The organism is Asaia sp. VD9 (assembly GCF_037150015.1).
Lineage (GTDB): Bacteria > Pseudomonadota > Alphaproteobacteria > Acetobacterales > Acetobacteraceae > Asaia.
Genome location: NZ_JBBCQM010000006.1, coordinates 190,123 through 216,843, shown reverse-complemented (window position 1 = coordinate 216,843; position 26,721 = coordinate 190,123). Strand labels below are relative to the sequence as shown.

Here is a 26,721-nt window from a genome sequence, read left to right as displayed (position 1 = left end):
CCCCCGACCACCACTAATCAACTATAGCCCACACCCTCTCCCCCACCCGCGCCCTTCCAACTCTTGAAGCACGGCCAGAACCCCCCCCCCGTGCCCGACGATGCCCCGTCATTTCCAAAGAAAAAGGGGGGGCCCCGCCCAGGGGGGAAACGGGGGAAAAAGCGGATTAAACGGGGGGGTGGAAACCCCCCCCCCCCCCCCCCGACGCCCCAAGTTCAGGGGCAATTGGTATGGCGGCTCCGGGTTTTCAGGCCCGGAGCCATGCCCATCACCGTGCGGTAGCGATCAGGGATTTTAGTCCGGGCAGGATGGCGATCAGCAACCCACCTGCGGGCTGCTTCATATGGTTGGACGCATCATGATCGGCGCTCGCTGCAAAGGCCTGATCCTGCTCGGTCAGGAGCATGGAAGCGTGATCATGCCAGCTCTTGCCCAGAGGCCGGCCCTGAAGAGCGTCCAGCCCGGCACGTGACAGCGCCGCAATCTGGGCTGAAACGGGTTTGACCTCCTCCACACAGGGCGGCGCTGCCAGTTTCTGGAATGCTTCGTCATTGCCGATATACCGCACGAGACGCTGTTGCAGCGGTACGAGCAGGCTTCGATCCCCCGCCGCATAGCGCGCGGCCTGAGCATTGAACTCATTGGCCTCGAAACTGTCTGGAGCCGCTATGGCCGCGGGAGAAAGAAGGATATCTTCCCCCTTGCGCTCGGCAAGACGATTGATCGCGTAATTCCTTACCGGAACGGTAATGGCGACCAACTGGGTAAGTGGGGCCACATTTTCGGGCGTCAGTCGGGCAATCATGCGTGCCTGATGGTCAGAGGCCTTGAGCCCGAAGGTTTCGAGAAAATTCTGAACCCCTGGCAAGCGCTTATTAAGCCCTGCGATATCCCTGACCGATTGGGACGACCAGTACCGCTCAGCGAGGGCCGCAGAGCGCGGCCACAGACGGGAATCGACCATTTCATCAGACACGATTTCGGTCCAGAGCGGCGCCTCTCCCCCCAGGACGAGCGCCTCCTGCGCCGCGCTGAGCGGTGGAGCATTCGGATCGCGCGTGAAGGCATTATCGAGCGGCCTGGGCGCCTGACCGGGCGGGTTGGGGTCAAGCCCATCGGCCCGTGTATCGAACGGATCAACCGCATAATGCGTGGCTGACGGGTTCAGCAGATCCAGATAATAGCCGGAGGAAACTACGACCGGATGGCCGAGCGCCGTTGCCGTGCCAACCCATTTGGAGCCGCGCCAGGCCTCCACCACCACATTCTTCGGGATCGGCGCTTCGCTCACCTCGTCCCATCCCATCATGACCTTGCCATTCGCAGCGAGCACCTTCTCGATTTCCGCTGTGAAGGCCGCCTGAAGGGCGGGCGCATCCTTGTAGCCATGTACCTTCATATAGTTGGCGATCTGCGGATTATCGTTCCATTGCGCTGAGACGACTTCATCCCCGCCCGTATGGAAATAGCGATCCGGAAAGAGCTCGGCCATTTCGGCAAACAGCACTTTCGCAAAGGCCAGGACGTTCGGATTTGTCGGATCCATGGCCGGGGTATTCAGATCGGGATGCTTGGTGCAATGCGTGGTGGTTTCGCCATTGCTCGAAGCGACCTGGCAATCCTGCTGCCAGTCCTTGACCGTCGGCACTGGCTGACGCGCGGCCAGAGCGGGATAGGCTGTGAGAATGGCCAGGGTGTGGCCGGGCACATCAAATTCCGGCACGACGCGTATGCCACGATCGGCGGCATAGGCCACGATCTCCCGTATCTGCGCCTGCGTGTAGTAGCGACTATGGCCGCCGACCTCCTGCAGGCGCGGCAGGCGCTTACTTTCGACCCTGAAGCCCGTCCCATCGCTCAGATGCCAATGCATCACATTGAGCTTGGTCAGTTCCATTGCATCAAGCTGCCGCTTGATCGTGTCCGTTGACTGAAAATGCCGTGAGACATCGAACATAAGCCCGCGCCACTTGAAGCGTGGCGCATCATGCACCTCTCCCTGCTCAAGCGCCGGGACGGCCTCTCGTGTATCCAGCATCTGCAACAGGGTCGCCAATCCATGCAGCACGCCCGCCGGGCCATCAGCCTCGAGCGCTATGCCTCTGGATGAAACATCCAGGCTGTAGGACTCCTTGGCGTCCAGCGTAAGATAATTGGGGTCACGCCCGGTGCGTATGGTCAAAACCGGTCCAGCGCCACGACGCGGCGATACACCCGCCTGACGCAAACGGGCCTCGAAACGCGCGAGCGCGCGCTTGAGCAACGGCGAAGGCGGCTGCGACCACACAATTCTGGGGAGTCCGGTGAGCGCCAGGGACTGACCGTTCAACACCATCTGGGCCGGCTGCGGCATGAAAACGGGAATAAGCGCAGCGGCCTGGGCCTGCCTTGCATCGGCGAGACCGAGCGAGAGCGCAGCCAGCGCCACGCCACAGCTCATCGCCCTTCCGGGAAGAAACATCGGGCCCAATCCTTTTCTGTAACGGCTCACCCCCGCTGCATAGACGCCATCGCCACAAGCAACTGGTTGATCTCCGCAGCGGATGTCACAGCATTCGACGCTGCGAATCCGAAATGAACGAGTCTTTCATCCTGCATCGCAATTCGTTTCCGGCAAGAGGCATGAACGGCTCTCACTCCTGTTTCCCGCATCAGAGCGACAACGTTACCAGGCCGAACCCCACTCCCGGCCATGATTTCGATGCGTTCCTCAGCATAGTCATGCATAGCCTTGAGCCGCGCCGCACCTTTGACCGCATCAGAGGCCTGCCCTGAGCTGAGCACACGCTCGAAACCGAGCGCAATCGCCGCATCGAGTGCAGCGAAAGGATCGGGCGCGAGATCGACAACACGATGGAGTTGTCGGCGCATCGGCCCGCAGGCAGCAGAGAGCCGCTCCAGCATGCGGAGATCGAGGGTGTGATCCGGGTGAGCGGCGCCGAGAACAACGCCAGCCAGCCCGGAATCACGCATCAATGCGATATCGGCCAGCATTTGCGCTTCCTCACGCGCGGTGAAGCAAAAATTGCCCGGCCGCGGTCGGATCATCGCGAAGACTGGCACCGCGCATGAGCGCGCCTGCTGAACAAGCCCGTATCCAGGCGTCAGCCCACCCAGATCAAGCGCGCTGCATAACTCGATACGGGCCGGCCCTGTCATCGCGGCGCTATGCAGACCTTCCGCATCGTCGACGCAGATCTCGAGCGTCGGCATGCCCTGCATCCCGATGCCGTGCATCCCGATGATAGGGTTCATATCGTGCCGTCAGGACGACGTGTCATGCGATAACGCGCGAGAACACCCATGCTTGTCTCCTGACCTGATACCCCTCGGATAACACAAACCGGGAGTTACAGACTGGAATTACCGAACAGGAAATGTTGCGCAGCAAGGCTTGCCGCGCCCGTCGCGAAATCGCGCGGGTGCAGCGAACCAAGGACGAGTTCCGTCTGATAACTGTCACGGCGAAGCACATGAGCCTCAACGGCCTGACGGAGCGCACGCGCGAAGACACTTTCCACCAGATTGGGGTCGAGCCTCACAACAATGCGCGACGGATCGACGAACTGGATGACCTGGGAGAGCGCCAGTCCAAGCGCCGTGCCTGCGCGATGCAGAATGGAGAGCGCTTCGGGTTGTCCGTCCCCGGCCATTTCTACTACCCGCCCGATTTCATCCGGGAGACCGGCGCGTCGGGCCGCCCCCAGAATGGCCGGCAAAGCCGCGAGCGTCTCGAGACAGCCCCGATTGCCGCATCGACAAGGCAGGGCTTCACCGTCAATGGCGATCGGTGCATGCGATAATTCACCTGCCCCGCCATGCCGCCCCCTGTGCAGACGCCCGTTGACCATATGCGCTCCGCCAATCCCCTCGCTCACGAATACCAGGCTGAAATCGCTCAGATCGCCGGAATCGCCAAAAAGCTGTTCACCGATGATCAGGGCATTGGCATCGTTCTCGACGAAAACGGGCAGCCCCGTCATATCCGCAAGGCGCTGTCCGATATTGACCCCATGCCAGCCGAGCGTGGCGGAGGCCAGACAGGTCTGGCCGTCTCCGGACACGATCCCGGCGATCACGACCCCGATACCAGCCAGAGCGCCGATGCCCGATGGATAATCCCGGCGGATAGCCCCGACGGCATCGACGATGGCCGCAATACAGGCGTCGACATCGGAGATGAGCGGAATGGTCATCTCGATATGCACGTGGCCATGCGGATCGGTCAGGACCACATGGGCCGGATCGGACTGGAGGGAAACCCCGATGAAACTGGCTGCGTCCTGCCTGAGGCCTAGCATGACTGCCGGACGACCGAAACCGAATACGCGTTCGCGCTCGTCGAGGATATTCTGCTCGATCAGCTCGCGAACCAGCGCCGTAACGCTCGCCTTGCTGAGATTGAGCGCGCGGGCAAGATCGGTACGGCTTTGCGGCCCGGAACGACTGAGCGCACTCAGAATGCGATGATGACCTGTCGAGAACATTCTTTATTCATTCTCTGAAGTAATTGTATAATTTTGCTTATTGAACTCACAACGCCAAAGAGAAGGAATGACGCTCACTCACGCGCCTCCTTTTTGACTTTACGGACAGAAATCATAGTAGCGACAAGTCTATCCGATTGTCTACCTCAGGTATTAAAATTCTACTAATTTTTGAAAAAATAGTGAATGTTTTCTGAGACTCGTTGCTTAGTTTTCGCAATCAATAATATATCGAGATTATACCCAATAATACATATCTATAAACTAAATAGAACCTATAGCCATCGATGACGATTTCTGCGAATGTGGTAGGCGTCCTCAATGTTGGATATTGGCAAACATTGTCACACCATCGAGATGGACCGGTTCTGCACCAGACAACCCACGACCACCGGTTGAAAAATCAGAGTAATGAGGTCGCTGCAACGCGCAGCGCCTGACCGCAACCGGCGCCACTGAGTCCGATTGGTTGGCGCAAAAACAACTACCCCTCGCGCCCCGAGAAGACCTGGTCACCCCCATGACCATCTGTCATCGTGGCTAAGGGTACACCCGTTGGTGAAGGGCCTCGCCTGCGCCTGGGAGGGGTTCCGATTATTGTGAAAGCGAAACTTCAAAATCCCGCTGGCTTCGACGCGGAAACCCAGCTTATAATCCACATAGTTCAGAAATTGAAATAAACAATTCCCCGAATCCCTTTGAGGATATCCCAGAAAATGACCAAGGTCCCCTCCCCCCAGGACAGGCTGGTTGGTTCTTACGGTTATGGCGCGCTGGCTGTCGCAGCGCTCATCTTTTTTGCCATGGGATTTGTCACCTGGCTCAATGGCCCGCTGATTTCCTTCGTACGCGTCGCTTTTTCCCTGAGCGAGTTCAGCGCGTTCTTCATTCCGCTTGCGTTCTATTTCTCGTTTTTCCTGTTTTCCATCCCGACCTCTCTGATCGCCAGACGGCTTGGTCTCAAGACCGGCCTCACCCTCTCTGTGCTGGTCTCTGCGCTCGGCGTCGCCGTTTTCGGGCAATTCGTCTCATGGCGGATCTATCCTGGCGCGCTGACCGGGCTGCTCATCCTGGGTGCGGGCATTTCCCTCATGCAGGTTGTCATCAACCCGCTCGTAAGCCTGCTCGGTCCCGCTGATCGCGCCGCACAGCGTATCTCCATCATGGGGATCTGCAACAAGACGGCCGGAATTCTCGCCCCGATCGTACTGGGGCTGCTCGTCATGCGCAATATCGGCGCCGTAGCAGAAAAAGCCCAATCGGCAACCGACCCCGCCGTACGTGAGACGCTGCTCAATAATTTCGTCCAGGCCCTGTATGCGCCCTATATGGGCATGGCCGGCATCCTTGTATTGATTGCCGTGATTGTCGCCCTCGCCCCGCTTCCCAATCTGGAAGCTCCCGCGATCACGACGGGCGAAGGCTCGCAGCCAAGCTTTTTCAAGCCGCATCTCGTCTTCGGCTTCGTCGCGATGTTTCTCTATGTTGGAATCGAGGTCATTGCGGGTGACGCCATCGGCACTTACGGCCAGGGATTCGGTCTTCCTCTCGATGAAACCAAGTTCTTCACGGCCCTGACTCTGACCGGCATGCTCATCGGTTATATCATGGGTTTCATCATCGTACCGCGCTTCATCAGTCAGGAGAATTACATCCAGATTTCCTGCCTGGTCGGATGCGCACTGACAATCATGGCCGTGCTGACGCAAGGCTACACCTCCGTGTTCTGTGTTGCCCTGCTTGGCGTGACCAATGCCATGATCATGCCCACCATCTTCCCGATCGCCATTCGCGGTGCGGCACATATGACCGCCATGGCCTCGGCCATCATGGTCATGTCCTATAGCGGGGGGGCGATCGTTCCGCAGTTCTATGTATGGCTCAAGCCGGTCTTCGGCTTTCAGGGCATGTTCGCCATGATCGTCATTCCGGCCTATCTGGTAATCCTGGCTTATGCCCGTCGCTACGGCCGGGTCGGACTGACAACGCAGGACTGAATTCATGACCGAAAAACTTGCTGGCCAGATCGTACTCCCTGATCGGATCGTGGCCGGCACGCTTCATTTCGATACGCATGTCAGGGCCATCGACGAGAGCGGGGCCGATGCCCCTTTCTTCATTCTCCCTGGCTTCATCGACGGACATGTGCATGGCGGCGATGACGCCGACACCATGGATGGCCCCGAAGCCATACGCCACATGGCGCGGTTCCACATGAAGCACGGGACCACGACCATTCTGCCCACGACCATCACCCGCCCCTGGGAGGACGTGCTTTACGCGCTCGACAGCGCCGCCTCAGTGATGAATACCCCCGATGAGGATGGCCCCCGCATCCATGGGGTGCATCTTGAGGGCCCCTTCGTCAGCCCGCATAAACTCGGCGCCCAGCCGCCATTCACGATCGCCCCCACACCAGAGCGCCTTGCCGAAATTCTGGCGCGTGACTGCGTCCGTGTCGTCACCCTCGCCCCCGAGATCGATCACGCCGACGAAGCCATGAGGATTTTTGCGGACGCGGGCGTCCGGGTCAGTATCGGCCATACCACCGCCGATTTCGAGGTGAGTTGGGCCGCCCTGAATCGCATCTGTAGCTGTGGTGGCGTGGCGGGGGGCACCCATCTGTTCAATGCCATGTCGGCCATCGAAGGCCGCAATCCCGGCCCCGTGACCGCGCTGATGTGCCATGACACCAGCTATGCCGAGATGATCTTCGATACACATCACGTGCATCCGGCCAGTTTTCGACTCGCTTCACGTATCATGAGGGAGCGGCTGCTCTTTGTGACCGATGCCATGAGGGGGGCCGGGCAACCCGACGGGCCAAGCACACTCGGCGGCCAGGAGGTCCTCATTCGTGAGGGCGTCGTACGCCTGCCCAATGGCTCGCTGGCGGGCAGCATCCTCACCCTCGACCAGGCAGTGCGCAACGCGGTGACGCATGGTGCGTCGCTGAGCGAGGCCAGCAGGCTGGTGAGCACCAACCCGGCCCGCTATCTCGGCCTCGCCGATCGCGGCAGCCTGACGCCGGGGCGTCTGGCCGATCTCGTCGTCCTCAATCGGGATCTGGATATCGAGCAAGTATGGGTGAACGGGCGCAAGGTCCATGAGAGAACGCCGCAGTCTCGTTAAATAGGGCTCAATCCTATCACCCTTTTGTAACAATATCACACGTAGTTTTGTAGTTGCCCGTGGTGTTGCTCCATTATGACTTTCTGTTAATCCCTCTGTCACTGGCCCATCCGGGCACTCACGCAAGAAATCTGGACGAAACGATAGTGACAAGAGAGATCGCCAACGATCGGGACCTGCATTCCGCCTGCCGCCCCAAAACCCGAGCGGGAAGAATTCCGCGCAAGGGCGGTGGGCGCGGGGTGTGGACCGCCCTCGCCCTTGCCGCCTTTTGCGGGGGGACCATAACGTCCTACGCTCAGGCTCAGTCCGAAACCGCCAAAACGCTTGAGGGCGATGACTATAAGGCCATCGGTTTTCCGATCGCGGGCCAGGGCGCTGTGCCCATCGGCCCTCTCGTGCCGTCGCTCTACGGCAATCCGCATCTTTTCGGTGATTGGGGCGGCGCCCAGAGCTGGATGCAAAACCGCGGTATCTTCCTCAATATTGCCCTTAACGAGGAATATATGGGCAATGTCACAGGCGGGCGGACACGCGACAACGTCCTGGCCGGTCAGGTCGCCGCAGAACTGGACATCGACTGGCAGAAGCTCGCAGGCTTTCAGGGCTTCTGGACCCATCTTCTGGTCGTGAACGGCCATGGGCGGAATTTCAGCTATTCCCTGGGAGATTATGTCTCAAACCCTGAGCAGATCTACGGCTCGCGCGGCAATGTCGTCGCGCATCTCGTCTCGATGTATGCCGACAAGACCTTTCTGCATGATCGGATCGTGGTCTCGGCCGGTGTCATCCCGACCGGAACATTCTTCGATTTCGATGCGCTCGCCTGCTCCTTCATGAATGTCAGCGTTTGCGGTAATTTTGCACCCGGCAAATATGCGCCCGGCGGCCGCGACTGGCCGTCTGCCAATATTGGCGCCGTGCTGCGTGTCCGCCCCACCGAGCGCACCTATCTGATGGGCGGGCTCTTTGCCGTCAGCCCCCACGCCTTCAATGGCGGCGTGTCAGGCTGGGCACTCGCGCAGGACGGGTTAGGGAAGCTGAGCTCGCAATTCGAGGCAGGCTGGGACCCGGCTTTCGGCAAGGACAAGCTGCTCGGCCATTACAAGATCGGCTTTTATTACGACAATTCGCGCTATCCTCATCTTTACGAGGATCGTTACGGCGGCTCCTATCAGGCGAGCGGTCTGCCCGCCCGCAATGCCTCGGGCATGTGGTCCAGCTGGCTCATGTTCGACCAGATGCTAGTACGCAGCGGCAAGGGCCTGGCGGATGGTCTGATCGTGATCGGCGGACTCGGCTACGCACAAGGCAATGTCGTTGCCATGCGTGATCATGAATGGATCGGCTTGTTGCAGAGTGGCACGCCCTGGCATCGCCCGCTCGACCAGATTGGTGTCATGTTCCAGCATATGACCATGAGCCGCTCCGTGCGTCTGCAACAGGAATCCTCCGTCGCGCTCGGTCTGCCTTTCGTCTCCAATCAATGGGGGAATGTCTACGGGGTGCAACGTTGGGAGCAGGTCTATGAAGCCTTCTACAGCCTGCATCTGGCCGCGGCGACAGCGCTGCAATTCGACTTCCAGTATCTGCAGCATCCCGGAGCCACAACCACCTTCAACGACGCTGCCATCATCGGCGGGCAGTTCACGACCAATTTCTGAGCCCATATCCCCGCGCCTCTCGGGCGCGGGGTCGTATTCCGCTTCGGGTGCTCAAAGAGAAGGCCCCGATACGCTTCCTGTGAGGCGCGTCAGGAAACGAGGCTCATCGTGTCCACATCGATCATCCCGAGATCGGTGATCTTCAGATGGGGAATGACCGGCAACGGCAGGAAAGCCAGTTGCAGGAAAGGTTCTTCCAGGCTTCCGCCCATGTCACGCACCGCTTCACGGAGGGATTCCAGATCTCGTCTGACGGTCTCGAAGGGCTGATCGCTCATCAGCCCTGCTATGGGCAGCGCCAGCTCAGCCACGATCTTGCCTTGCCGAACAGCGACGAACCCACCCCCCATTTCGGTCAATCGTGCGATCGCCAGAGCCATATCGACATCATTCATGCCCACCACGCAAAGATTGTGGCTGTCATGGCCGACGGAAGAGGCGAGCGCACCCGTGGAAAGACCGAAGCCCTGCACGAAACCGCGCCCGATATTGCCGTTCTTGCCATGGCGCGCGACCACGCAGATCTTGGCAATATCACGTTGCGGGTCTGGCTGGACGCCGTTCTCTGTCACGTCGAGAGTCGCCCGGCGAAACTCCGTGATGATCTGATCCGGAATGATACCGATCACAGCCTGGTTCTGCCCGGTCCCCGGCACATGAAAATCCGTGGCCGCGATCGGGGCGGCGAGCTTCACAGAACCATAGCCTTGCGGTGGTACGATATCCCGGCTGGCAAACAGCGCATCATTCACGAGACGCCCGGCCGAAAAGACCTGAGCAACGGCACAGCGCTCCAGATCATCAAGCAGCACGATATCGGCGCGAAGCCCCGGGGCGATCTGACCCCGATCACGCAGGCCAAAGGCCCTTGCTGCCGTAAGGGACGCCGCCCGATACGCTGCGAGCGGCGCAACTCCGAGCGAGATGGCCTTGCGAATAAGGAAGTCGATATGCCCTTCATGGGCAATTTCCATCGGATTCCGGTCATCGGTGCAAAATGCCAGAAAAGCCGAGGTTTCCGGAGTAAGGAGAGGCGCAAGCGCCGTCAGATCCTTGCATACCGACCCCTCGCGGATAAGGATCGTCATCCCCTTGCGGATCTTCTCAAGCGCCTCTGCTGCGGTGGTCGCCTCATGATCGGTATGAATACCGGCGGCAATATAGCCGCTCAGTCTCTTGCCACGCAGCAGAGGCGCATGACCATCGATATGCCCATTGGCGAACGCCACGAGCTTGTCGAGGCAATCCGGCTGCCCTGACAGGACACCGGGGAAATTCATGAACTCGGCCAGGCCGATGACTTTCGGATTATGCCGGTAGATCTCCAGCATGGCGGCATCCAGCACGGCGCCCGAGGTTTCGAGCCCCGTAGCGGGCACGCAACTCGAGAGATTGATGCGCAGATCCATCACCGTCCGATTGGCGCAGTTCAGGAAATAATCGAACGCCGCCCGCCCCAGGACATTGGCCATTTCATGCGGGTCGCAAATAGCCGTGGTCACGCCATGCGGCAGCACACAGCGATCGAACTCGAAGGGCGTGATCAACGAGGATTCGACATGCAGATGCGTATCGATGAAGCCAGGCACCGCAATGCGGCCCTGACCGTCAATGACTTCGCGCCCCTCATAGCAATCCAGAACGCCCACCACCCGGTCACCCGTGATGGCGATATCGGTCGGGATCAGCTCCCCCGTGACCAGATCGAAAAGTCTGACATTGCGTATGACGAGATCAGCAGGCTCGGCTCCGGCTCCCTGACGCACGCGCCGCACGATTTCATCCCGCATCCTTGTCTCCCCGACGGCACAGGCCGACCGATCCGGCCCGGCATCATGAGCTCACTATATAGGATAGGCCTCAGGATGGAACGGGCCGATATCGGAAGGCCCCAGGGCGAAACGAAGCGAGCGCGCCTTTCAACGCGCCCGCCTGGGCTCGCGATGCCGGAAAGCGCCGGCAGACAGACTTCGGGAGGTATCAGGCAGCGTCGAGTCTCGCCGCCATGGTGAAGAACTTCTCGTCGAAGCTCTTGTTCTGCATGATCGAGTCAGCCAGTTCGCGCAGAATCACCATGTTTTTCTCAAGCAGGGCCCTGACCGCGTCATTCGATTTGTCGGCAAGGAAAATCGAGCGATTGGCATAGTCCTGTATCGAACCGACAAGATTGATGAATTCCGGCAATGCATAATCATCGGAAACGGCGCCCGGCTGCCTGAGATAGGTCATGACCTGATGATGCAGCTTGTAGAAAGCCGAGATCTCGCTGTGGATGCTCTCGATAAACCCGATATCGGCGAATTTGCCGTTCATGAAGAGCACACTCATGAAAAGGAAATAGAAGGTCGCATCCCAGTTCGTCTTCACGAACACATAGTTCCAGTCGTCGAAACCTGCATAGGACTCCCTGTGGGTATCGACAAAACCGGCATAGGCCTCCGCCATGACGCCGTTCATCCGCTCGATCTGCTCCAGCCCGTCGGGCTGGGTAATCGCGTTGGTGATCATGGTATTCGCCAGCCCGATCATATCCGTGCCGTTGGAATACATGGGATCGACGAATCCTGCGGCCTCTCCGGTCAGCGCCCATCCCTCTTTCGACAGAAACTGTGCAGACAGGTAGGAGTAATTGCGCAGCATCACGAAGTCGATCACTTCGAATGCCTCACGCTGCATATAGGCATGGAAACGCGGCTCATGCCTGGCGAGCCAGGAAGTCGCGAGGGGATGCGAACTCAGTTCTGAGAGACTGTGGATGCCATTATCGAAAACAATGCCGATGCTGGTGGTCTGCTCGCTGATGGGAATGATCCAGACCCAATAGCCTCGCCCGATCAGATGGGTCGTGCTCCGCCCACGCTCGCGCGCATGACCGAACGGGTTCGCCTCATCCTGCGAATTCAGGAAGTCGTTGATATCTACCTTGCCCGCAACACGGAACCAGATGGCTGAGTGATTGATCCCCGCAGGGCGCTGCAATTCGAATTTCTTCATCAGCACACGCCCGCGCCCCGAGGCGTCCACGACCCAGCGCGCTGCGACCGGTGCCACGACACCGTCATGGTCGCGCACCGCCACATTATTCAGGTCGCCTTCGCGCTCGATATCCATGACGCGGCTGTTTTCGATCAGGGTGACACGCTCCCCCAACGCGTCGCGCAGGTGGTTTTCCAGCTTGCCGCGATCGATCTGATAGGTTGGCTGATGCGGATAATAGCCGAGCCCGATCTCGCGATACGGGGCATCGCCGGTCAGGCCCTGCGTCTGGATGAAGCGCAGCCCCATTTTGCGCAGATGCTCAGTCTCGAGATGTCTTTTGCACCCCACGATTTCCGCCAGATAATAGGCCCCGATTTCCACGGTAGACTCTCCCACCTTGTGGATACGCTCGGGGTACGGGAATTTGCGGTTGTGAACGATACAGATCCCAAGCGCCGGATCGGCGTCGAGCAACTGCTTCGCCAGAGTAAGGCCAGCCAGTCCTGCGCCAATGATCAGGACATCGTGCGGTGCGTGTTCAGACAAGACACATCTACTCGATTTCAAAGGTGAATTGCGATGCGCAAGCACGAAAACCGTGCCAGGTTCGGATCATGGGTACCTAATTGACCAAACACCGTTAATCAACATCAAATCAACGTCACAACACATTGATATAATCGACGACACAGCTCCTGTATTTCGCGATCATCGCCATGTTATTCTCCAAACGTATTGTTTTATGCCCACAAACCAGAAATCCTTCTTGGCAAGCCGCTCAAAAGCATCAAATTCAAACGGAATATGGCTTCTTTTGTGGTTTTCCCGAATGGTCCATTGGCTTTGCAGGTGCAGGGGAGAGTCATCATGAGCAGTGATACACCATCCGCACCGCAGTTCAGCGCAGATGAGAGACTGCAACTCCTGCGGGGAAAGCATATTGGTCCCACGGTTATCCTGCGTCTTGAGCAGGTTGGTATCGCTTCTCTGTCCGCCCTCTCCCGCCATGAGCCGGAAGATTTATGCCTGCGCATCGCGGCACATCTCGGGTCACGTTGCTGGCGAAACAGCCCTCGCGCGCGCGATGTCATCGCAACGGCGATCGCGATTGCGCGGAAGGAGAGTTCGCCCCCCAGCCCCTTTCCCTTTATCAGCAGTGAGAAACCCGATGAGACCTTCTGATGGAACGGCCACCCGCCCATGACCGGGTTCTGTCAAAAAGGATTTCACCCCCGCCCCCTTCCCTAAGAAAACATGAAGGACTATCTAGGCAATTGAGAAGCGTTCTCACAGAACGCCATTTTCCGGCTATAGATGGGCTTTCCTCATGACACTCGACACCCTGCCCAAAGGCGCTCACGCGGTCATCAGCCAGGTCGTCGCGCGTATGGCCAATGATCCGATCGCGACGCGACTGGGCGAGTTAGGGTTCATTCCGGGTGCTCCGGTCGAAATCGTGGCGACAGGCCCCGTGGGCCACGATCCCATTGCCGTGCGGCTGGGCTCGACCTGTTTTGCCCTCCGCCGTGGTGAGGCCTCGCGTATCACGCTCAAACACGATCTCTGATCTGTATATGGACGCCGTCACACTGCCGGAGACGGCCACCAGACCCTTGCGCGCCGCCCTCGTGGGCAATCCCAATTGCGGCAAGACCTCGTTGTTCAACCAGCTGACAGGTAGTCGCCAGAAAGTCGCGAACTATGCGGGCGTCACGGTCGAGCGCAAGGAGGGGTATCTCACGACCCCCAATGGCAGAGCCATTCGCCTGCTCGACCTGCCCGGTGCTTACAGTCTGAGTGCCACAAGCCCGGATGAAGACGTCACACGTGACGTGTGCATGGGGCAGCATCCGGTCGAAAAGCAGCCGGATCTGATCATCTGTGTCGTCTCGGCCAGCAATCTGCGGCTGCATCTGCGCTTCCTGCTGGAACTCATGCAACTCGGCCGCCCCATGATCGTGGTGCTCAACATGATGGACGAGGCCGAACGACTCGGGCTCACCATTGACGTACCGGGCCTCGCCGCAGCGCTTGGCCTGCCTATCATTCCCGCCATCAGCCTGCGCAAGAGCGGCATTGCCAATCTGCTGAACGCGCTCGATCAGCCCGAATTCCTGCCGCCACCTGCCATGAAGACGGACCTCGACGTCCATGGTGAAGTCGGCCAGCTCATCACCCGCTTCACCAATGAAGGCACGCTCAGGGGCGACCGGATGGCCGATCGCCTCGATCGCTGGTTCCTCCATCCGGTCTGGGGCCCGATCATCCTTCTGGTCGTTCTCTTCTTCATGTTCCAGACGGTCTTCGCCTGGGCCCAGCCCATCATGGACGCGCTGGAAGCAGGCATCACCTCGCTCGGGCAGATCGTCGTCTCTCCGCTTCCTCCGGGGCTGCTGCGCAGCCTTCTGGCCGACGGCGTGATCGCGGGTGCAGGAACGGTAATCGTCTTCCTGCCCCAGATCCTGATCCTGTTCCTGTGGATCCTCACCCTGGAGGAAACAGGGTACCTGCCACGCGCAGCCTTCCTGCTCGACAGGATCATGGCGCTTGCAGGGTTGAGCGGGCGCTCCTTCATTCCGCTGCTCTCGAGCTTTGCCTGCGCCATTCCAGGCATCATGGCAGCGCGCACGATCCAGAATCCCCGCGACCGGCTGGTGACGATCCTGATCGCACCGCTCATGACGTGCTCGGCGCGGCTTCCCGTCTACACGCTGCTGATCGCGGCTTTCGTGCCTCATCGCACCGTGCTCGGCTTTCTTGGGCTCCAGGGGCTGGTCCTGTTCGGGCTGTATCTTGTTGCAATTATCAGCGGCATCATCGCAGCCCGACTCATGACGCGTGGCGTTGCATCAGACGAGCATCCCCTGATGCTCGAATTGCCTCCCTATCGCACCCCCAATCTGAAAAGCGTGGCGCTGGGGCTCTGGCAGCGGGCCATCATGTTCCTGTCGCGCGTCGGCACGATCATCGTCTCGCTCAATGTGCTTCTCTGGGCACTTTCCAGCTTCCCCGCGCCGCCGGCCAATGCTACGGGCGCCGCAATCGATTACAGTCTCGCTGGCCATATCGGCCATTTCATGCTGCCCATCTTTGCGCCGCTGGGCTTCAACTGGCAGATCTGCGTCTCGCTCATTCCCGGTCTGGCCGCACGCGAGGTTGCCGTCAGCGCATTGGCCACAGTCTATGCTCTGGGAGCCTCGGATGACAATGCCGCGAACCAGCTCATGCCGCTTCTCAGCGCGCATTGGAGCATGGCAACCGCCTTTGCATTGCTGGCCTGGTATGTGTACGCGCCGCAATGCATCTCGACACTTGCAGTCATGCGTCGCGAGACCCGCTCGCTCAAAGTGGTTCTGGGAGCTGCGGCCTATCTCTTCGGCCTTGCTTATGCCGCGGCCTTTCTTACCTATCATGTGGCACGCGCCCTGACCGGATGATCGCCATGATGCAGAGTCTTATTGTCATCGCCCTTGTGACCGTTGCCCTCCTGTTCTGGCTGAACAGGCTGTTCCCGGCCCATGCGGCTTCTTTCAGGGCGCGGCTTGGCCTCGCCAAGGCCCTTCCTGCCTCAGGGGAAAAAAAAGGCTGCAACGGTTGCTCGGGCTGTAAGGGCGGCGGCTGCCACTGATTCCAGCCGATAGGAGCGCGGGGTAACGACCCCGCACTCGAGCAAGAGTCAGGTGGTATGATCCGCACGCTCGATGAATTCACGCACCTGATGCAGGTCGTCCATGATTTCGTGCGCCTTGCCGATGATCTCTTCGTTGGGCGTCATCAGATCGGGCACCACAATCACCCTGATCCCTGCTGCATGGGCAGCGCGCGCGCCGTTATGGGAATCCTCGATCGCCAGGCAGAATGCGGGCTCGACGCCGATCGCCTGTGCCGCTTTGAGGTAGGGTTCGGGGTCGGGCTTGCCGCGGCTGACATCATCCCGCGTGATGATCGTATCGAAGCGATCATAAATACCGACATGGCGCAGATGGGTCTCGGTGCGGGACCGTCCTGACGATGTCGCTATGGCACGTGGCAAGCCGCGTGCGTCAAGATAATCGAGCAGGGGGACCACCCCCTCCTTCATCACCAGACCGCCTGCCTCAACCAGCTTGTGCATATGCACATCCTGGGTCCGGAACAGGCGACCCAGATCGATATCGGGACCATAGGTATCCGTCACCAGCTTCGCACAGGCATCGCCCGGCAAACCGATCATCTGGCGGGCAAAGTCGAGAGGCATATCATGCCCCAGTTCACGCGCCGCGCTAACGAACGCCTCGAGAGACAGGGTCTCGCTATCGAGCAACACGCCATCCATGTCGAACAGAATACCCTTGATGGGCCCAGGTCCCGTCATCGTCTCTCTCCTTGATCCAGTGCTGCAGCCGCATCACGCTGCGCGCCATTGCTGTCGCTTGTCTGTCTGCCATGATCAATGCGCGGCACCAATCGCCTTGCCAGCTCCGACGCCACCAAAGCCGCGATGATCTCGGGTCGCTTGTCGCGCAGGCCTTGATCTCCGATCGGACAGACCAGGGCATCGATCCTGCTTTGGGCGAGGCCGATCTCTCTGAACCCGGACTCGAAACGCCGTCTCTTGGTGTGTGATCCGATCAACCCGACATAGGCCAGATCGCCCCGCTCGAGGGCTGCCGCGGTGATCAGCGCATCCAGAGCATGGCTCGGTGTCATGACCAGAACGCCATCCCCCGGACGCAATGAAGCAATCTCGCTCTCCCAGGCTGTGCTCACCTGTACCATGACGCCTTCGGGCACCGGGCCGAACTCCTCCGGCCTCGGGTCGATCCAGCGGAGTGACAGGGGCAGGAGCGCGGCCGCCCTGACCAGAGCACGTCCAACATGCCCCGCGCCGAAAACACTTAGCGTCGGCCAATCGAGGCGACGTTGCTCAAGTCGGCGCAGTTCCTCATCGAGATCAAAGACGGGCTCGTACCGGATCACCGCAACGCCGCCGCAACACTGCCCCGATTCAGGCCCCAAAGTGAAGCGACGATCCTCGCGCACAGCCTCTCCCCTCAGGATCAGCCGGGCATGTTCCAGACACTGGAATTCCAGATCTCCGCCGCCGATCGTGCCAGTCTGGGTAGTCTCGGTCACGAGCATGAAGGCGCCTGTCTCGCGGGGGGTCGAGCCTCTTGTCTCGGCCACCACCACGCGCAGTACCGCCACGGCCGAGCCTTGCCAGCTTCGGACCAGATCCAGGTCGATCAGGAGGGCTCTCCCTGCGCGGCGCGGGCCTGCACCTGCATGATCGTGCGCAACAGCCGTTCAGGGGTTGCCGGTGCGTCGAGCCCGGGGCAGCGCCGATACCCGTCCAGACTGGCGATGGCATCGGATAATGCGTGCAGCACGGCCACGCCATGAACGAGAGGCGGCTCTCCGACCGCCTTGGAGCGGTAGATTGTCGCCTCGCGATTGGGGGCATCATCGAGCAGGGTCACGTTGAAAATGGCAGGGCGGTCGGAGCAGGCAGGGATCTTGTACGTGCTCGGAGCATGAGTACGCAGCCCGCCCTCCTTGTCCCAGACCAGTTCCTCGGTGGTGAGCCAGCCTGCGCCCTGAACGAAGGCCCCCTCGATCTGGCCGATATCGATATCCGCATTCAGGGATTGCCCAGCATCATGCAGGATATCGACCCGGTCGATGCTGTTTTCACCAGTCAGCAGATCCAGCGTGACTTCAGCGCAGGCCGCGCCGTAGGCGAAATAATAAAAGGGCCGGCCGCGCCCGGTTGCCGCATCCCAGGAGATCTTGGGCGTCTTGTAAAACCCGCTGGCCGAGAGCGAGATACGGGCGAAATAGACCTGCCAGACCAGATCACGGAATGGTACGAGGGCCTCGCCCATGCGTACCCCTTCCGAGGTAAAGCGGATCGCTTCTGGTGCAACCTGCCATTTCTCGGCAGCGAAGGTGACCATACGCGCTTTGATCTGACTGACCGCGTCAAGCACCGCCATGCCATTCAGATCGGCCCCCGATGAGGCAGCGGTGGCCGAGGTATTGGGCACCTTGCCGGTTGTGGTCGCCGTGATACGCACATTCTGCGCGTCGAGACCAAACTCGTTCATCACGATCTGCACCATCTTCGTGTGCAGACCCTGACCCATTTCCGTGCCGCCGTGATTCACCTGTACCGAACCGTCGGTATAGACATGAACCAAGGCACCGGCCTGATTATAGTGGGTTGCGGTAAACGAAATACCGAACTTGACCGGCGTGAGCGCAATGCCCTTGCGCAAGGTGCGGCTGGTCGCGTTGAACCCACGCAGCGCGTCGCGCCGGGCGCGGTACGCACAGCGTTCGGCCAGCTGGGTCATGACGAGATCGCTGATCGAGTCCTCAACCACCATGTGATAGGGCGTCACGTCTCGTGTGCCTGTGCCATACACATTGCGCAGACGGATATCGAGCGGATCACGCCCGGTCGCGAAAGCGATTTCCTCGATGACACGCTCTGCCGCCACAATCCCCTGAGGGCCGCCAAAACCACGAAAGGCCGTATTGGACTGGGTGTTGGTCTTCAGGGCGAGGGAACGAAACCGCACGTCGGGGTAGAAATAGGCGTTATCTGCGTGAAACAGGGCGCGATCGGTCACCGGGCCCGAGAGATCGGCCGACCAGCCGCAACGCGCCGCAAGCTGCATGTCCACGGCAACGATATCGCCCTGATCGGTAAAACCGACCTCGTAATCAACCCTGAAATCATGACGTTTGCCCGTGATGACCATGTCATCATCGCGATCAAGGCGCATCTTGGCTGCCTGACCGGTCAGTTCCGCCGCGAGCGCCGCAAGACAGGCACATCCATTGGCCTGGGACTCCTTTCCGCCAAAGCCGCCCCCCATACGCCTGATCTCGGTCGTGACAAGGTGATGCGGGCGCCCCAGCACGCTCGCGACAAGATGCTGCGTTTCGGAAGGATGCTGGGTGGAGGACCAGACACGCATCTCCCCCGCCTCGCCAGGCTGGGCCATGGCGACCTGACCCTCCAGGTAAAAATGCTCCTGCCCGCCTATGGTCATGCGTCCTTTCAGGCGGCGCGGCGCGGCCTCGAGCGCGGGTCCTACTGCGCCACGCTCCATGGTGAGGGGGCGCCATACCAGCGCGCCGCCATTCTCGATCGCAGAGTCGATATCGAGAACCGCCGGGAGTTCCTCATAAACGATACGCGCCAGACGCACCGCGCGCCGGGCAATCGCGCGCTCGGTCGCGACAACGGCGAAGATCGGCTGGCCGACATGCTGCACGAGATCGGTCGCAAGAAGCGGCTCATCGTGGGCATGAACGGGACTTGTCTGATTCTCGCCCGGAATATCCTGAGCGGTGATCACCCGGACCACACCGGGCACGGCGCGGACCGCATCGAGATCAATCGAGATCAGACGCGCATGCGGCTTTGCGCTGAGCCCCGGCACGACATGCAACAAGCCTTTGGGCTCAGGTATGTCGTCAATATAGAGCGCGCGCCCGGTCACATGCAGCATTGCGCTCTCATGCTTCATGGACGGGATTTCCCCAGCCTTGGGCGCTGAGGCGTCAGCCGCCACTTCCGGGCGGCGCTTCCCGTCTTCAGCACTCTCTGTCTCGGCCGGAAGGGTCCCGATGCAGTCAGACGTGTTGGTGCGGTCAGACATGGGTGAGGCTCCCGGCCTTGGCGAGACGCATGGTTTCCCCCTGGCTTTCTTCATAAAATCGCGTCAGCAGATTGGCAGCCACTGTCTGACGATACCAGGCACTGGCCCGCATATCGCTCAGAGGCGTGAAATCCTCGGCCAGGGCATCTCGGGCGGCTTCGAGCGTCGTCTCGTTCCATAGCTGACCTAGCAGCGCCTGCTCGGCTCTGGGCGCACGACACGGTGTCGCCGCCATACCGCCAAAGGCGAGACGCGCCTCGATGATCCGCCCGGAGCCATCGCGGCAAAGGGCAAAGGCCGCAAGAACCGCGGAGATATCCTGGTCGAAGCGTTTGGAGATCTTGTAGCTGCGGTAGAATGTCCCCTCCTTCTGACGAGGCACGCTCACCGCTTCGACAAACTCTCCTTCCCGACGATCCTGCTTTCCATAGGCGAGGAAATACTGCTCCAGAGGCAGACTCCGTCGCGTTGCACCACACCGAAGATGAAGCGTCGCTCCGGCCGCGATCAGGGCTGGCGGCCCATCGCCGATAGGCGAACCATTGGCGATATTGCCGCAGAGCGTGGCGCTGTTGCGTATCGGCGTCGAGCCGATACGACCGATCAGGACGCCGAAATCGGGCAGGATGCGCGCCAGTGCTGCACGCGCAGCCTCATAGGTGACCGCTGCTCCGATACGCAGCCCATCTTGCGTCTCTTCGATCGTCGCGAGATCGGCGCACTGCCCGATGAAGGCCACACGCGGCAGGGGGCGCATCGCCTTGGTCACCCACAGCCCGATATCCGTCGCCCCGGCGACGATGAGCGTCTGGGGATATGCCATGAGCCGATGCGCCAGAGACTCCGCCGAGGCTGGCAGAAACACATTGCCCTGTGCGGTCTCGATCTCCACATCTGCCCTGTCCTCAAGCGCCGCCAGCCGATCGTCCAGTGTGCGGATACGCTCTTCGAAGGCTGAGTCCGGGGCCGCAAGCGCCTGCTTCATGGCCCTTACGATGGGCGCGTAGCCGGTGCAGCGACACAGATTGCCCGCAAGAGCGGAATCGATCGCGCTATCGTCATCTGAAGGGGTATCGGTATTGCGATACGCCACCATCGACATCACAAATCCCGGCGTGCAGAAGCCGCATTGCGCGCCATTGAGAGCAATCATGGCCTGCTGGACCGGGTGCAATGCCTCTGCGGAGCCGACATCCTCAATGGTGAAAACTGCCGCGCCATCGAGCATGGGCAGAAGCTGGATACAGGCATTGACCGCGCGCAGGCTCACCCCGGATGGCATGGCGCGTCCACGGCCCGTTTCCCCTCCCGCGCCAGAGATTTCGCTGCTGGAGCGGCGTCGCGCCACGATCACCATGCACGCGCCGCAATCCCCTTCGTTACAGCCCTCCTTGGTGCCGGTGCGCCCCTCATGACGCAGCCAGTCCAGCAGGGTACGGTCAGGCGCAACATCATCGAGCGTGACGAGGCGGTCCCCCAGAAAGAAGCGTATCGTCTCGCGCATGAATGACCCCCCGCATGATGGAAACTGGTTGAATGAATGGGGGTGGCCCCTTCGCCATTTCCGGAAACTCTTGTATGATTGGGAGATTCGACGGCAGAGAACAATCAGGAATATTGCATTTCCTGCCTTGTTATCGCTTCGAACTGCGCCTAAGGCTCCACGGCCATTTCAAACGCAAGAGGATCACCATGAAGTCCACTGATCTGATCGACCGCATCGCCGCCGCCACCGGTGGCACCAAGGCCGACGCCAAGACCGCCCTCGACACCGTCTGGGCCAGCATCATCGACGCTGCCACCAAGGGTGACGAAGTGTCGATCCCGGGCTTCGGCAAGTTCCAGGTGCGTTCCACCGCTGCTCGCCAGGGCCGCAACCCCAAGACCGGCGAAACGATCGAAATCGCTGCGTCCAAGAAGCTCAGCTACTCCCCTGCCAAGAACGTCAAGGACGCTCTGGCCGGCAAGTAAGCCGATCAACAGGCCATGCCACTGCGGGATCCCGCAGTGGCATGGCCTGTCATGGGATGCCCTGACTTCTGCCCCAGCGTAATCGTCAGGTGCCCCTCCCTCCGGACCATCCGTCCGACCCGAGGCCGCCCATGCCCCCGTGCATGGAAATATAATCCCGCCTCACCCAAAACTCTCCTGGCACGGCCATCTTCCCTGGCGGATCCGGGGCAATCCTGCCCATCCGGCTCGCACTCGTCGCCAAAGCCTGCGCCCGACCTGCACCTCCCCGCGATCATGCGGCGCCTTCTCCGTTAAAAAACGTTCTCGGCTCTCGCCCGCCCGCTTGCAAAAGCAAACGGGTTTCGTCACGTTTCGCGGCATGTTGCCTCGCCTCCTGCCCGCCCTAGCCCTCGCTATTCCGCTCTTCTCCGCCCAGGCCGAAACGCCGGAGGGACAGGCGACGGCCCGCATCTTCGATCATCTGCGCAGCGACCCCGCGCGCATGACCCTGTTCATGCGCAATTTTCCCAAAGGTGGGGATCTTCATAACCATCTCGCAGGGGCCATCTCGGCCGAAAGCTTTCTCGAATGGGCGTCAGGAGACGGATTATGCGTCTCGCTTTCGCAGGGACGCATCCTGCCAACAAAGTGCCGTCTGGCAACGCCCGGCGATATTCCCGCCGCCCAGTTGCATGCGCGTGACGACGCCCGCGCGGTCATGATCGATTCCTTATCGATGCATGATTTCGTTCCGACGCCCGCCGATCACTCCGGTCACGATCACTTTTTCTCGAGTTTCGGACGCTTCGCTCCTGTGCTCGCAGCCCACCAAGGCGAGATGCTCGCCCAGGCTCGCGATCAGGCTGCCGCCGATCACGTGGTCTATCTCGAACTGATGATCTCCCCGGCTCTGGGCAGCATGGTCAAGACGGGCGACCAGCACCCCCTACATGATCTCGACCTTGATGCCGCGCATCAGGCACTCAAGGACGAGCGTCCCCGTCTGGTGGCTGAAGCCAGACGCGATACGGACGACATGGAGCATCAGGCCCGCGACATCCTGCAATGCGATACCCCTGCCGCGCATCCGGGGTGCTCGGTGACGGTGCGGTATCTGTTCCAGGCCATCCGCACGATGACCCCGGCCCAGGTCTTCGCCCAGCTCGATGCAGGCTATGCTCTGGCCCATGAAGATCCGCGCTTTGTCGGGCTCAATTTCGTCGCCCCCGAAGACAACAGTACCGCCATGGCCGATTACGAACTGCATATGCAGATGTTCGCCAAGCTGGGCGCGCTCTACCCCGATGTCCGGCTCAGCCTTCACGCAGGCGAACTGACCCCCTCCCTCGTTCCCGCCAGCGGCCTGCAAAGCCACATTCGTGACGCAGTCGAGATCGCGGGTGCCGAGCGCATCGGCCATGGCGTGGATATCACCTGGGAGAAAGACGCCATACGCCTTCTCAACGAGATGGCGCAGCGCCGTATCGCGGTTGAGGTCAATCTGGTCAGCAATGCCCAGATCCTGGGAGTGAGCGGCGCAGAGCATCCGCTCAGTCTCTATCGCCGCGCCCATGTACCCGTCGTGCTTTCGACCGACGATGAAGGCGTATCGCGCAGCAATCTGACCGAGGATTACCTCAGGGCGCTTACCACCACATCACTGAGCTATGCCGATCTGAAAACCCTGTCTCGCAACAGTCTGACCTACGCCTTCATTCCCGGCACATCGCTCTGGGACGGGGATCATGTGACCACACTCTGCAAGGCGCCGCAGAGCTTCGCCTGTGCGGATTTCCTGAAAAAAAGCCAGAAAGCCCGCCTCCAGCTTCAGCTCGAGCAGAACTTCGCCGCTTTTGAAAACACTGTCAGCCACGAGCCCCTTTTCCAGTGAGGACCCTCCGCCCGATGCTCAAGCGCCTTCTTGCCCTCTCGGCCCTCTCCCTTTGCGGCACGGCGCTCATCGCGCCCGCTTTTTCCCCCTCAGCCGCCGCCGAGTCCAGCCCCGCCAGAATTCCAGTTCGCGTTGTGGTTGTAACCACGTTCGAGATTGGCAAGGACACTGGCGACACCCCGGGCGAGTATCAGAACTGGATTGAAAAGCTCCCCTTGAGCCAGACGCTACCCGCACCGGGCACCGATCATGAGGTGATGCACTACAACCCGGAGTTGCAGGTCCTCGCCATCGCTTCCGGTGAAGGTCCACAGCACATGGCCTCTGCCATGACGGCACTTATTCTCGACCCTCGCTTCGACCTGCGTCACAGCTATTTCGTCCTCGCCGGCATTGCAGGGATCGACCCCAATTTCGGAACGATCGGCTCTGCCGTCTGGGCCCCCCGAGTGATCAATGGCGGCCTCGCACATCTGGTCGACCCACGCGAGATCCCGAAAGACTGGCCGGATGGCTTTACACCCGTACAGGGCAGCCGCCCCGATCAGTCGCCCCGCCCGCCCCTGCACTCGCTGTCAGGCGACATGGTCTACACGCTCAATCCCGGCCTTACGAACTGGGCCTATGCCCTCACCAGATCGATTTCCCTGCCCGACAGCGATGGCATGAAACAGAGCCGCGCCCGCTATCGCGGCTATGCCCCCGCCCAGAAGCCCCCTTCTGTCATGATCGGCGACACGATCTCGGGAGAAACCTTCTGGGTTGGCAAGCTCATGAACCGCTGGGCCGAACGCTGGGTGCGCTACTGGACCGATAACAAGGGCGTCATGGCCACGACCGCCGAAGAGGATATCGCTTTCTGCCAGGCCCTGGCGCTTCAGGCCAAGGCCGGACGCGTCGATCCCGATCGCGCCCTGCTCCTGCGCACCGCAAGCAATTTCGACATGCCGCCTCCGGGTCAGACCGCCGCGCAGCTTCTCTCGGATGAAGCGAATGAGAAGGGCTATTCAGCGTTCATCCCCTCGGTAAACGCCGCCTATCAGATCGGCAGCGTCGTCGTGCGTGAACTTGCCACCCATTGGGACCGCTACGAGAATACGATTCCTTCTGCAGGGAAGTAAGCCGAACAGGAGAGGCCGGGATGCGGGCTAGGCGAGAGGGCGTCGCCCTCTGGAAACCCCATCCCGGACCTAAACTCCGGGAAATTGGCTGATCCGGGCGTCAGAATGACTCCCCTCCTCCCGGAGGCGGCACTTCATCCATTCCCCGGCTTCGCTTCTGATACTGCAGCGGAGCGAGGCCGATGACTCGCGTGAAGGATTTGGCGAAAGCGCTCATGGACGCATAGCCGGCTTCAGCCGCGACATACGTAACCCTTTCCCCCTGACCGAGCAGAATCGCCGCATGAAATAACCGCGCCTGCATGATCCAGTGCTGCCAGCTCATGCCGGTTTCCTCTCGGAAATGCCTTCGAAAGCTGCGTTCCGACATCCCTGCCACCCGCAAAACTGCGTCCAGTCCAACCGAGCCGGGATCAGCGCGCGCTGCATCCATGGCCCTGACGAGCCCGGAATGACGCGCCCGGGGCAGGACAAAATTGCCGGCGCGGACCGCGTCGCACTGCTCCCGCACCAGAAGCAGCAAGGTCCTGAAAAAAACCGCTGCGATCGGGCATTCCTCCCTTTCGCCCCCAGGCCAGCGCAGGGCATAGAACACCATCTCGCGCAGCACGGGCGTGACGGGAAAAATCTCGATCCTGCCACGCTTCTCATCCCCCTGAGAGACCCTGAAAAAAAGGGATACGCCATCGAGATCGCGGATCATCGTCCTGTGCGGGACATGGGCTGATATCCAGACGGCGTGCCCCGCAGGCAGAAGATGCACCCCGTCCCGCCCCTCGACCTGAGTCGTCCCTTTCCGTGCATAGATGATCTGGTGGTAGGGGTGTTCATGCCAGCCATAAGCCACCGGCTCCGTCACCTTGCGCAGGGCGAAAGCTGCATTGCACGGCGCATCTAGACCAGTCTCGGTCAGAATGACGCGCGTTTCCTCGTCTGTCAGGGTCTTCATCTGGCCGTTTCCCGCTATTTTATGACCGCGCATCGTTAGTCGGCCAGGGTTCTGTGCCTTAACCTGCCGGGGTAAGGAAAGGAACAATCATGACCGATGCGGCATCCCCTCATGACACACGGATAATCGACCAGTTCACGCGCTGGGCCTCCCCGTTTGCTGCGCTCCCTCTCCATGCCGAGGCCGAGAGCATGGCGCACACGATAGCCGCCTGCGCTGTTGAACCGGGGATGAGCGTGCTCGATGTGGCATGCGGCCCCGGGATTGTCGCCTGTGCTCTGGCAAAAGAAGGCGGGGTCGTGACCGGCATCGATCTCACACCCGCCATGATCGACCAGGCCCAACAGCGTGCCCGGCAAACCGGCACGACTGCCTGCTTCCAGATTGGCAATGCACGCGCCCTCCCCTTCGCTGACGGCGCGTTCCATCGTGTCGTGACGCGCTACAGTTTCCATCACATGGAGACCCCGGCGCTCTGCCTGCAGGAGATGGTTCGGGTCTGTCGTCCCGGTGGGCGGGTGATCGTGATCGACGCCACGCCCACGCCCGAATGTCGGGAGCGCTATGACGAAGCCGAGAAACTGCGTGACGCCTCTCATACCCGCGCCCTGACGCTGGCTGAGCTCGAGGCTCTCGGAAACGAGGCGGGGCTGTCGGCTTTGATGGTTCATCAATACCGCCTGGAGTCGCAACTGACCGATCAGGTGGCACAGGAAGATCTGCCGGCTCTGACCGCGTTCTTCAGAGAGGAAATTGCAAGCGGTCAGGACCGGTCTGGTATGCGTGCCAGTGAGGTCGATAACGTCGTTCGCTTTACTTTTCCCCTGTCGATCGTCGCATGGAAGAAACCTGCGCCACTCTGAAGCGGACGGAACAGAGGGCGGCCCCTGAGG

Annotated in this window: 21 protein-coding genes; 11 read left to right on the top strand and 10 right to left on the bottom strand. The window is 60.5% G+C overall.

From position 1 onward, the window contains the following. Positions 1-268: 268 nt before the first annotated feature. The 3 genes from WFJ47_RS09845 to WFJ47_RS09835 form a co-directional block, all read right to left on the bottom strand. On the bottom strand, positions 269-2,461 hold the full coding sequence (locus WFJ47_RS09845; protein WP_336762666.1) for a family 20 glycosylhydrolase: 2,193 nt from the start codon (positions 2,459-2,461) through the stop codon (positions 269-271). 26 nt (positions 2,462-2,487) lie between these two features. Next, on the bottom strand, positions 2,488-3,255 hold the full coding sequence (locus WFJ47_RS09840; RefSeq protein WP_336762664.1) for a copper homeostasis protein CutC: 768 nt from the start codon (positions 3,253-3,255) through the stop codon (positions 2,488-2,490). A gap of 95 nt (positions 3,256-3,350) precedes the next feature. Continuing rightward, positions 3,351-4,487: an ROK family transcriptional regulator gene (locus WFJ47_RS09835; protein WP_127102702.1), complete on the bottom strand. Its 1,137-nt coding sequence runs from the start codon at positions 4,485-4,487 to the stop codon at positions 3,351-3,353. Positions 4,488-5,203: 716 nt separating this feature from the next. Here WFJ47_RS09835 and gluP point away from each other — a divergent pair. From gluP to WFJ47_RS09820, 3 genes are all read left to right on the top strand, one after another. Next, positions 5,204-6,484 carry a glucose/galactose MFS transporter gene (gene gluP / locus WFJ47_RS09830; RefSeq protein WP_127102701.1) on the top strand — a complete coding sequence of 427 codons (1,281 nt, stop codon included), beginning with the start codon at positions 5,204-5,206 and terminating at the stop codon, positions 6,482-6,484. A gap of 4 nt (positions 6,485-6,488) precedes the next feature. Then, positions 6,489-7,619 carry an N-acetylglucosamine-6-phosphate deacetylase gene (nagA, locus tag WFJ47_RS09825; RefSeq protein ID WP_336762663.1) on the top strand — a complete coding sequence of 377 codons (1,131 nt, stop codon included), beginning with the start codon at positions 6,489-6,491 and terminating at the stop codon, positions 7,617-7,619. A gap of 146 nt (positions 7,620-7,765) precedes the next feature. Continuing rightward, complete coding sequence (locus tag WFJ47_RS09820; RefSeq protein WP_336762661.1) at positions 7,766-9,283, top strand: carbohydrate porin; 1,518 nt, start codon at positions 7,766-7,768, stop codon at positions 9,281-9,283. A gap of 89 nt (positions 9,284-9,372) precedes the next feature. Here WFJ47_RS09820 and ade read toward each other — a convergent pair whose 3' ends face one another. After that, a complete protein-coding gene (ade, locus tag WFJ47_RS09815) occupies positions 9,373-11,073 on the bottom strand; it encodes an adenine deaminase (RefSeq protein ID WP_336762659.1) in 1,701 nt (566 codons plus the stop codon). Positions 11,074-11,263: 190 nt separating this feature from the next. Next, positions 11,264-12,808, bottom strand: coding sequence for a tryptophan 7-halogenase (locus WFJ47_RS09810; protein ID WP_336762657.1), 1,545 nt, complete (start codon positions 12,806-12,808; stop codon positions 11,264-11,266). Between the two features lie 189 nt (positions 12,809-12,997). Here WFJ47_RS09810 and WFJ47_RS09805 point away from each other — a divergent pair, with 189 nt between their 5' ends. The 4 genes from WFJ47_RS09805 to WFJ47_RS09790 all read left to right on the top strand — a co-directional run bounded on the left by WFJ47_RS09805 (position 12,998) and on the right by WFJ47_RS09790 (position 15,890). Continuing rightward, positions 12,998-13,444, top strand: coding sequence for a hypothetical protein (locus WFJ47_RS09805; RefSeq protein ID WP_336762655.1), 447 nt, complete (start codon positions 12,998-13,000; stop codon positions 13,442-13,444). A 145-nt stretch (positions 13,445-13,589) separates the two neighbouring features. Continuing rightward, complete coding sequence (locus WFJ47_RS09800) at positions 13,590-13,829, top strand: FeoA family protein (protein ID WP_127102696.1); 240 nt, start codon at positions 13,590-13,592, stop codon at positions 13,827-13,829. Between the two features lie 7 nt (positions 13,830-13,836). Continuing rightward, a complete protein-coding gene (locus WFJ47_RS09795; protein ID WP_336762653.1) occupies positions 13,837-15,699 on the top strand; it encodes a ferrous iron transporter B in 1,863 nt (620 codons plus the stop codon). A 5-nt stretch (positions 15,700-15,704) separates the two neighbouring features. Beyond that, positions 15,705-15,890, top strand: coding sequence for a hypothetical protein (locus WFJ47_RS09790; protein WP_336762652.1), 186 nt, complete (start codon positions 15,705-15,707; stop codon positions 15,888-15,890). A 48-nt stretch (positions 15,891-15,938) separates the two neighbouring features. Here WFJ47_RS09790 and WFJ47_RS09785 read toward each other — a convergent pair whose 3' ends face one another. From WFJ47_RS09785 to xdhA, 4 genes are all read right to left on the bottom strand, one after another. Next, a complete protein-coding gene (locus WFJ47_RS09785; RefSeq protein ID WP_336762650.1) occupies positions 15,939-16,616 on the bottom strand; it encodes an HAD family phosphatase in 678 nt (225 codons plus the stop codon). Beyond that, a complete protein-coding gene (xdhC, locus tag WFJ47_RS09780) occupies positions 16,613-17,449 on the bottom strand; it encodes a xanthine dehydrogenase accessory protein XdhC (protein ID WP_336762648.1) in 837 nt (278 codons plus the stop codon). The genes WFJ47_RS09785 and xdhC overlap by 4 nt, the downstream gene beginning before the upstream one ends. 38 nt (positions 17,450-17,487) lie before the next feature. After that, positions 17,488-19,782 (bottom strand): xanthine dehydrogenase molybdopterin binding subunit, encoded by a 2,295-nt coding sequence (gene xdhB, locus WFJ47_RS09775; RefSeq protein WP_336762680.1) that lies wholly within the window; start codon positions 19,780-19,782, stop codon positions 17,488-17,490. Positions 19,783-19,906: 124 nt separating this feature from the next. Then, on the bottom strand, positions 19,907-21,418 hold the full coding sequence (gene xdhA / locus WFJ47_RS09770) for a xanthine dehydrogenase small subunit (protein WP_336762646.1): 1,512 nt from the start codon (positions 21,416-21,418) through the stop codon (positions 19,907-19,909). A 188-nt stretch (positions 21,419-21,606) separates the two neighbouring features. Here xdhA and WFJ47_RS09765 point away from each other — a divergent pair, with 188 nt between their 5' ends. The 3 genes from WFJ47_RS09765 to WFJ47_RS09755 all read left to right on the top strand — a co-directional run bounded on the left by WFJ47_RS09765 (position 21,607) and on the right by WFJ47_RS09755 (position 24,879). Next, positions 21,607-21,885, top strand: a complete 279-nt coding sequence (locus WFJ47_RS09765) for an HU family DNA-binding protein (protein ID WP_025884597.1) — start codon at positions 21,607-21,609, stop codon at positions 21,883-21,885. 361 nt (positions 21,886-22,246) lie between these two features. Next, entirely contained in the window at positions 22,247-23,758 is a 1,512-nt protein-coding gene (locus WFJ47_RS09760; protein WP_127102689.1) for an adenosine deaminase, read from the top strand. 14 nt (positions 23,759-23,772) lie between these two features. Continuing rightward, on the top strand, positions 23,773-24,879 hold the full coding sequence (locus WFJ47_RS09755; RefSeq protein ID WP_336762642.1) for a purine nucleoside permease: 1,107 nt from the start codon (positions 23,773-23,775) through the stop codon (positions 24,877-24,879). 100 nt (positions 24,880-24,979) lie between these two features. On the opposite strand, the gene WFJ47_RS09750 is transcribed toward WFJ47_RS09755, so the two are convergent. Beyond that, a complete protein-coding gene (locus tag WFJ47_RS09750; protein WP_336762641.1) occupies positions 24,980-25,828 on the bottom strand; it encodes a helix-turn-helix transcriptional regulator in 849 nt (282 codons plus the stop codon). Positions 25,829-25,917: 89 nt separating this feature from the next. Here WFJ47_RS09750 and WFJ47_RS09745 point away from each other — a divergent pair, with 89 nt between their 5' ends. Continuing rightward, positions 25,918-26,691, top strand: coding sequence for a class I SAM-dependent methyltransferase (locus WFJ47_RS09745; protein WP_336762640.1), 774 nt, complete (start codon positions 25,918-25,920; stop codon positions 26,689-26,691). Positions 26,692-26,721: the final 30 nt, after the last annotated feature.